5 protein-coding genes are annotated in these 8,631 nt (G+C 62.4%); 2 read left to right on the top strand and 3 right to left on the bottom strand.

Annotated elements, in window-relative coordinates; genetic code table 11:
• Positions 1-62: 62 nt before the first annotated feature.
• The 3 genes from AC07P1_RS32090 to AC07P1_RS32080 form a co-directional block, all read right to left on the bottom strand.
• Positions 63-1,025: an ABC transporter ATP-binding protein gene (locus AC07P1_RS32090; protein WP_494699652.1), complete on the bottom strand. Its 963-nt coding sequence runs from the start codon at positions 1,023-1,025 to the stop codon at positions 63-65.
• A gap of 11 nt (positions 1,026-1,036) precedes the next feature.
• Positions 1,037-1,999, bottom strand: a complete 963-nt coding sequence (locus tag AC07P1_RS32085) for an ABC transporter permease (RefSeq protein WP_494699651.1) — start codon at positions 1,997-1,999, stop codon at positions 1,037-1,039.
• A 110-nt stretch (positions 2,000-2,109) separates the two neighbouring features.
• A complete protein-coding gene (locus AC07P1_RS32080; RefSeq protein WP_494699650.1) occupies positions 2,110-3,081 on the bottom strand; it encodes an ABC transporter permease in 972 nt (323 codons plus the stop codon).
• 591 nt (positions 3,082-3,672) lie between these two features.
• Here AC07P1_RS32080 and AC07P1_RS32075 point away from each other — a divergent pair.
• Entirely contained in the window at positions 3,673-5,748 is a 2,076-nt protein-coding gene (locus AC07P1_RS32075; RefSeq protein ID WP_494699649.1) for a hypothetical protein, read from the top strand.
• A 164-nt stretch (positions 5,749-5,912) separates the two neighbouring features.
• Positions 5,913-8,576, top strand: coding sequence for a hypothetical protein (locus tag AC07P1_RS32070; protein WP_494699648.1), 2,664 nt, complete (start codon positions 5,913-5,915; stop codon positions 8,574-8,576).
• The last annotated feature ends 55 nt before the right edge of the window (positions 8,577-8,631 follow it).

Below are 8,631 nucleotides of genomic sequence, written 5' to 3'. Positions count from 1 at the left end.
TGGAAAGGAGCCACTATTTTGACAGCTTACAGATCACTTGGGCCACTGCGGCGGCGATTAAATCAGCGCTTCCCTAGGGGATGGAAGCAGCGGTGTTCGCGGCCGCCGGCCGCGAACACCGGAGGGACCGCGTGGCAGGCGCCGCTGGCGCGCGCGCAGCGCGGCGCGAACGCGCAGCCCGGCGGCAGCGACAGCAGCGGCGGCGTCGCCCCGGGGATCGAATGGAGCCGCTGGCCGTGGCGCCCGCCCTGCGGCAGCGAGTCAAGCAGGCCCCGGGTATAGGGGTGCCGCGGCGCGCCGATCACCCGCGCCACCGGGCCGCGCTCGATGACGCGCCCCGCGTACATCACGCACAGCTCGTCGGCCAGGTCCTTGGCCACGCTGATGTCGTGCGTGATCCAGATCAGCGCCGTGCCGCTCTCGCGCGCCAGCTGCTTCATCTCGTACAGGATCTGCGCCTGGATCGTCACGTCGAGCGCCGTGGTCGGCTCGTCGGCGATGATCAGGTCCGGGCGGTTGATGATGGCGTTGGCGATCGCCACCCGCTGGCGCATGCCGCCCGACAGCTCGTGCGGATAGGCGCGCATGCGCTCCTCCGGCGCCGGGATGCCGACCCGTTTGAGCGCCGCGCACACCTGCCGCTCGATCTCCGCGCGCCCGGCCTTGCGGTGGATGGCGATCGTCTCGCCCAGCTGCGCGCCCACCCGCATGACCGGATTGAGCGACATCATCGGGTCCTGGAACACCATCGCGATGCGGTCGCCGCGCAGCGCGTTCCAGCGCCGCGCCGGGGCTTGGCGCAGGTCCTCGCCGTTGAAGCGGATCTCGCCGCCGGTGACGCGGCCCGGCTTGTCGATCAGGTTCATCAACGAAAACGCCGTGACCGACTTGCCCGACCCCGATTCGCCCACGATGCCCAGCACCTTGCCGCACTCGAGCGTGAACGAGACCCGGTCGAGCGCCTTGGCCACGCCGGCCTCGGTGTGGAATTCGGTGACCAGGTTCTTCACTTCCAACAATGCCATCATCGCCTCCTTTATGCGTCCAGCTTGGGATTGAGCACCACGCGCAACTGGTCGCCCACCAGGCTCACCGACACCACCAGCAACACCAGCGCGATCCCGGGAAACAGGCTGATCCAGTATTGGTTCGACAGCATGTAGTCGAAGCCGTTGGAGATCAGCAGGCCCAGCGAGGGCTTGGTCTGCGGCAGGCCGATGCCCAGGAAGCTCATCGTCGCCTCCAGCGTGATGGCGTTGGCCATCTGGTTGGTGGTGGTGACGATCAGCGGCGCCATGCAGTTGGGCAGCACGTGGCCGAACATGATGCGCCGCGCCGGCAGCCCCTGGCCCAGCGCCGCCTCGATGTATTCCTTGCCGCGCTCGACGAGCGCGGCGCCGCGCACGTTGCGCGCGAAGATCGCCCATTGCACCAGCACCAGCGCCATCAGCGTCTTGTCCACGCCCTGCCCCAGCACCGCCAGCAGCACCAGCGCGATCAGGATGGTGGGCACGCTGAGCTGGACGTCGACGACGCGCATCAGCAGGGCGTCGACCTTGCCGCCGAAATAGGCCGACGCCAGCCCGACGCAGGTGCCCAGGACCAGCGCCACCAGCGCGCTGGCCACGCCGATGCCCAGGCTGATGCGCAGCCCGTACAGGATCGCGCTCAACAGGTCGCGCCCGGCGCCGTCGGTGCCCAGCGCATACGTCATCGCCCCATCCGTGCTGGCCGCGCCGGGGGCGCGCTCGGCCTCCATGATCGACACCTTGGCCAGGTCGTACGGATCATGCGGCGCGATCAGCGGCGCCGCCAGCGCGGCCAGCGCCAGCACCAGCAGCAGCAACGCCGCCAGCGTGCCCACCCGGCTTTTGAAAAACCGCCGCCACAACAGCCGCAGCGGCGTCTCCACAGGGACCGCCGGCCCCGCCTCCGGCGGCACGGCCGCCCCCTTCGCCTGCTCCTGCAATGCGCGCGTATCGATATCGTTCATGATCATTTTTTTCTCCGCCCGGAGCCAGCTCCGGCCTTTCCCGCCCACGCGACCCGCCGCCGGCGCTTCCTGTTTCTTCCTGTCTTCCGGCCACGCCAGGCCACTCTCGCGCGCCGCTACGCCGCCTTGATCCGCAACCGCGGGTCCAGCACCAGGTACAGCACGTCGACCGCGAAGTTGATCACCACATACAGCAGCAGCACCACCATCAGGTACGCCACCACCACCGGCCGGTCCAGCTGCAGCACCGAGTCGATGATCAGCTTGCCCATGCCCGGCCAGGCGAAAATGGTTTCCGTGATCAACGAGAACGCGATCAGGTGGCCGAACTCGATGCCCATGACGGTGACGATCGGGATCATGACGTTGGGCGCGATATGGCGCAGCATCAGCCGCGCCGCGCCCACGCCCTTGGCGCGGGCGAACTTGACGTATTCCTGCACCGCCACCTCGCGCGTGCCGGCCTCGGTCATGCGCATGACCAGCGCCACGTTGTGCAGCGCCAGCGTGCAGGCCGGCAGCAACATGAACTTGGCGCCCTCCCAGCTCAGGAAGCTGACCTCCACGCCCAGCAGCGGAGTGGTGGCGCCGCGCCCGCCCGAGGGCAGCCAGCCCAGGTTCACCGAGAACACCAGGATCAGGATCAGCCCCAGCCAGAACACCGGAATGGTCACGCCCAGCACCGAGAACGCCATCGCGCCCTTGTGCAGCCAGCTGCCCGGACGCAGCCCCGACCACATGCCCAGCGGGATGCCGATCAGCCCCGACAGCAGCAGCGCCGCCACCGCCAGCTCCAGCGTGGCCGGCATGCGCTCGAAGATCAGGCCGATGGCCGAACGGCCGAACGCGAAGGAATTGCCCAGGTCGCCCTGCAGCGCGTGGCTCAGGAAGCGGCCGTACTGCCGGTACACCGGCAGGTCCAGCCCGAGCGCGTGCGAGGCGCGCTGGATCTCCTCGTACGAGGCGTCCGGCGCGACCAGCAAATGGATCGGATTGCCGACCAGGTTGATCCCGACGAACGCCAGGATCGACATCACAAACACCACCAGCACGCTTTGCAGCGCACGCCTCACCAGCATCTCAACCATCGCCACGCTCCGCCCGTCGACACCCATATCCCCGGACCGATCCCTGCTCCAGGGGAAAGCGCCCGCGCCCATCACACTCCGATCTTCCCGATCTATCGTGTATCAATGGTCGATACTATATATTATAGAACGATACGATGGCAAAAAAACTTAGGGGAACCTCGAATTACCGATGATCTCGGCCACGCACCGGGCATGCAGCGGCCCGAAGAGCGCCGGCGGCGCCAATCAGGTTGATGGCGGTTGTTTTGCGGTCAAGATCCCGGGCGTCAGAACGCCACGCCCCCCGCTCGCCTTCGACTAGACAAAGCGGCGCAAATTGCAAGTCGCCGCCTTCCAGTTCCGATGCAGCGCGGCGAGCGCCAGCGTCTATCGCAGCGGGGATCGGCGGCCACGTGTCGCTGCACATAGCCGCCACAAGATCTCACGGCCGCAAGCTCCGGCGTCATGTCATGAGAATGTCATGGAACAAGTTGGTTTCGTCATGATACTCATACTCGGGTTTGGCGAGATTGACGGTAAAACCGGCGCGCCGGCCTGTCCACAGGCCGGCGCAGCGGCGCAAAAAATCTCGAAAGGAACAGATAATATATGCATCATCTTAAAATCGGATCGGGCTCCTTCGATCCCGGGATGGAATCGCCGGTCCCGCCCACCCAAAAACCAGGCGCTCAAACCGTCTTTCCGACCTCTTCCAGCGGTACGGTTCGCCGTCCAGAAAATGCCGCACGCAGTTATGTGCTGGCGACATTGGAGCAACCGGCGCCGCATACATCCCGTCGCACCAAGCCCATACTGGCCAACGGCGTGAACTTGTGCCGGGAAACCGGCCGCATGCTTGGCACGGCGCGCCTGAGTGTCGATATACCGACGGTGATCGCCACCACCTATGGCGCCCGTATAACACATGACACCGCTGAAAACCTCGCCGCCAACCTGACGCTGGACCTCAACCTGATGTTCGAGGAAAAGTTGCAGCATGCGATAGAAAACGAGCCCTATTTCACGGCGGAGCTCAAGAAAGGAATCGAACTCATACACACGCAGCTCGGTATCGAATCCGTGATTGTCGATGAAAACCATCCGCTGGGCACCGAGCACCGCAATAAACGTATCGAATTTCTGTTCGATAAACTCAAGAATTACTACCCCGAACGGGCGCTCCGGACACTCATCGATCAGCAAGATGGAAGCGACGCGACCATCCAGAACTTCATCGCGAAACATCCGCTTGCGGACGAAGACGCCGACGAGAACGACAAAGCCAAAATCATCGGTTACGTGAAGCTGATCAAGCAACTGTTCGGCCAGCACCCCTATTTCGGCGGCTCGGTGGAGTACAAACAGGGAATCGACGACAGCATGGAATACTGGATTTACCACATGAGCACGCTAACCCGGGACCCGGACCGCTCAATTCCAGTTGGCAAAAATGGCTTCGGCCACCTGTTGCTCAAACCTCTGGCCGACTACGCGACAGCGGAGACCGGCATGATACCGCTAATGAACCAACGCAATCTAGGCACCGGCGTGGCCGAGGCGGAGTGGCGCGAGCTGTCGAAAGCGATGAAGAAATCGCTGAAAAACGGGGTAACCCGGTTTCGCGAACACCGCCTTCCGTATCGTCCAGAAAAACACATCCAGGACGAGAATTACAGCCAGAAGTTCGAGGCGTTGATGACCAAGGCTGCGCGCGCGCAAGGCAAACCGCAAGACCAGCTTGCCACCGAAGACATCTGGAACGCCGCCAACGAGGACGAACGCAAATTCCTGTACGGCGATATCGCCGAGATTCCCTGGTCCGACGCCCACCTGCACGGCGGGAAGAGTTTCGAACAGACGTACAACACCGACATCAATGCAGAGGAACTGGACTACCGCCATCCGCTCGTGACCAGGCAAAAGGATGTGGGATTGATGAACGTCGTTGGCGTACTAGGCAACATCCTGGAAAAACCCGAGGTCGCCTGCGACAAGTACATCAACGAAGTCCGCCGCAAGCTGAACATCCCCATGGGACAAAAGAATTTTCATATCCGCGACCTCGAATTCGGCATCGACTACTCTTCCGAGCTCCTGAAAAATGACTTCATCAGCAAGCAGCAAGCCTGGTATGACAACGCGTATGACAACCAGAAACCGATCATCGGCGGCATGAGCGGACACACGCTGGGCTACCTCAATCTGTATCGCTCGGCGGTAGACAAATGGACCTGGCAGGATCCGGGCAACAAGGAAGCGCTGGCGGCGTTTCCTTCGCTGGAGACCTTCCGCGGCATCATGTTGGCGGCGCTGGTCGGCAATAAACGTCACCACAGTTACGACGAAGTCATGGCGGCCAGCGTCGGGGCGAAATGCGCCGTCGACCACGGTCCGGGCTTGGCCTACAACGATCATGTCGGTTACCGCGACATCCTCGAGTCCACCGATCCGGTGTTGAGGCAATGCGCCCGGCGTGCCGCCTCGGAACTGGAAGAAAGTTATTTGTCGCTGAACTATGACACCGTCCTGAGCGCCATCGAGTTAAATCGTCCAGGCCTTCGTGCGGATCTCGAAGCGCCGATCAAAGGCTATTCCGAGGCCTTGTCCAGCGGCGATGCCGCGAAGGTCATTGCCGCCAAAAAGAACATCACCGAAGTGCTTGAGCAAAAACTCGGCAACGACTGATCCGCCCCGCTTGCCGATCAGGCCACACCGTGCGCCTTGCCGCCTGTGCCCGCCGTTCACCACGCCAGGCACAAGCGGACCCGACCGGATTTTTTTTCGCCCTTTTAAAAGTCGGTCTTCATGTTATTCCCATACGTGGAGGCTATAGATCCCAGAGAAATATCATGCACACCACTTTTCCTGTTTTACCCAATGCAGCCAGCTTGGCACTCGACAGCATCCACCCACCGATAGCTTCTCCGGAACATCAAGCGGGTGCCCATACACTGATAGACATCGATCCCGGCCCTCCCCCATCGCCTGTACAGCGCCGGGGAAGCAGCCCGATGCAACGGCAATTTCAGGAGGACAGGAAAGCCAAACTCAACAAAACACACCACGACATAATAATGCACACCAGCCATCGTCCGATTTCAGATGAGAATATGGCGCAAATTCGGGAAATCAACCAGTTGCTGCTCAAGCTGGACGTAACGACCCGAAGCAAGGAGGCGCTGCAATTCGTGGACCAGATCTTCGCGGCGCTTGGCGTCGATCCGAAAGCCGCGGCCAAGGAGCTAGCGCGAGAGTCGCTCACGCTCCAGGGCGCCGGCGCCGTCAACAACGCGATCGGCCTTGCGCCGACCTTGTACGGCGCCTTGGGGCCACACAGCAACGCCGCCGTCGTGTCTTTCGTGTGGTCGCTGCTGGCCCAGGTGTATCAACCCTATCTGGGTGTCCAGGTCTTTAACGCTGCTTTTTACCGCTTCGACTTTGCGCGCGATGCCGGGATTCCGGGACGAAGCAGGCAGCTGGAAAGCGCACAAACCCTTACGGCGACATCCGCCGAACTGATTGCCACCAGCAGGAATCTGAAGGAAGCGCTGGCAGAGACGGAGAAAACGCCCTTACCGCCGGAAGCCCGGGCGCAACTGGCACTGGCGCTGGCCGCCAGTGAAGAGGCGCAGGAGCAGCGCTACCGGCGCGAAGCGCATGACGATAGTTTCGACCACGGACGCTGGGCGCAATCGACGCTCTCGGCGATGAGGCAGGTCTTGCTGAATTTGACCCAGTATATCGCTTTTGCGCAAAACGAAAATTGCAAAGGGGGGAAATACGCATTCTATGTCCAGATGGGAACGACAGCCGTGGTGCAATTGCTGCAACTCGCCGCCGCGCCGATGGACCGGATGCGGGAGGGCCGATTGATTATGGCCGCGAACATTTCCTGTGGCCCCGTCCAAACCAAGGACGACATTCGCGACATGTTCAGGGCGCGGTATGTCCAGCAAATGTGGCTGATTAACGATGGCATTGAGAACCGTTGCGACGCCGAGCTTGAAAAACTCGCGAAACAGTTCAATGTCGGCGCCAAAACGATCAAGCAGTTTGACGCGGCAGGCGGTTTCAATCAGGCCAAGTTCTGCCAACCGCTTGACGCCGAGGCGCGGCAGCGCTGGGATGAGTTCAAGACCGGCTGCGAGGGGGCCGCCTTGGCGGGTTGCCAGGGCGCATTGCAAGAACTAGGGAAACTCGTGGTATTGGATGAGTTGCAAAAACTGCTGACGCTGGAGGGGGCCGCGGACCACGGCGCGCTTGCCGCCGAACATGACAACACGCTGGCGTCATTGCAAAAGAAATACGAGACCGACGCGCCGTATGAACAACTGCGCGACGCCTTGGGGCTGGACTCGCTTGACGCGGCGAAAACGCTTCGGGCAGGAGCGCTTCCGGTCCCGCTGGCCGATCAATTGACCGATCTGCAAGAAAAGTACGAGACCCGCGAGCTGCTGGGGCCGGATGATTTCGTCGATGTGACGAGGGAACAGATGCTGGAGTGGACCGACATGGCGCGCGCCGAAGGCGCTGAACTGACGCCGCTCGAACTGGCGGTGCGCACGCGTCTGGAGTCGAAAGCCAGAGGCAGCACGCTGAATATCGACGGCTGGAGGAATCCGCCCGAGTCGCGAAGCGGCGAGGAAGCCCAGGAAAACCGGGTGCGCCGAGACAAATCGCTGACCCCGTACGAGCATGCCCTGTTACAGACGCTCCGTGTGCGGCCGCACCTCGACGCGGCAGCCTCCGAAGAAGCGGGCCGGCCCACCACCAATCACGACCTGGCAGCCGAGAAACTGACCCAAGACCCGCAATCGCCGGCACAGGTGCAGGACCTGCTCAGGAACCTCCGGCACCATCAATTGGATAAGATCCTCTTGCCCTTCGACTACACGCGCCTGACCCCTGAGACGACGCAGTCCATCGCCAACGTGTTCCTGAATGAAAAAAGCCAGTTCGGCAATACGAAGGACGCGGTCGCGACGCGCTGGAAGATGCCGGGCTATACCGTCCCCGCACTCGTGGTGCAAATCGCGCGCGCCACCTTCATGGGGGTCGGCGGCACCGGTTTCTTTTTCCTGCTGCAGGCGGGAGCGGGCCTGGTTCGCCAAGCGAACCCCGAAACGTTCACCTGCACCCCCGGCAAGGGGCCGAACAACCATTCACTGACCTTCTCCTACGCGATGATGGGCACATCCACCCTCGCGCTCGGATTCGCACTGCTCGCCGCCTGGGGCGGGCCGCAAGCCGTCAACACGGCGCGCGTGCGGCGGGAATTTTTTACCAGGAAAGAAGGAAGGCCTTCATTTGTCGAAATGTTCAAAGAGCATTATCTTTATTCCGCCCGCAGGGCCGTCACCGACTATGCCGGAGCGCGGCTCTTCACCGGTCCGGGTATCAAGGCCGAGGCGAAAAGGCTGATCGCGCAAGCGCACACCCGTCTTAACGCGCTGGCCAACGTCGCGGTCCCGTTGTCGGGGGAGCCCGCCAACACCGCACCGATGACGGCGTAGCAACGACGACCGCGGAGCCGGACGGTCATACCGGTTCCGCTGCAAAACAACACCA

The sequence above is a fragment of the Duganella sp. GW821-FHT07F09 genome (assembly GCF_059418705.1).
This window is presented reverse-complemented; position numbering and strand designations above follow the sequence as displayed.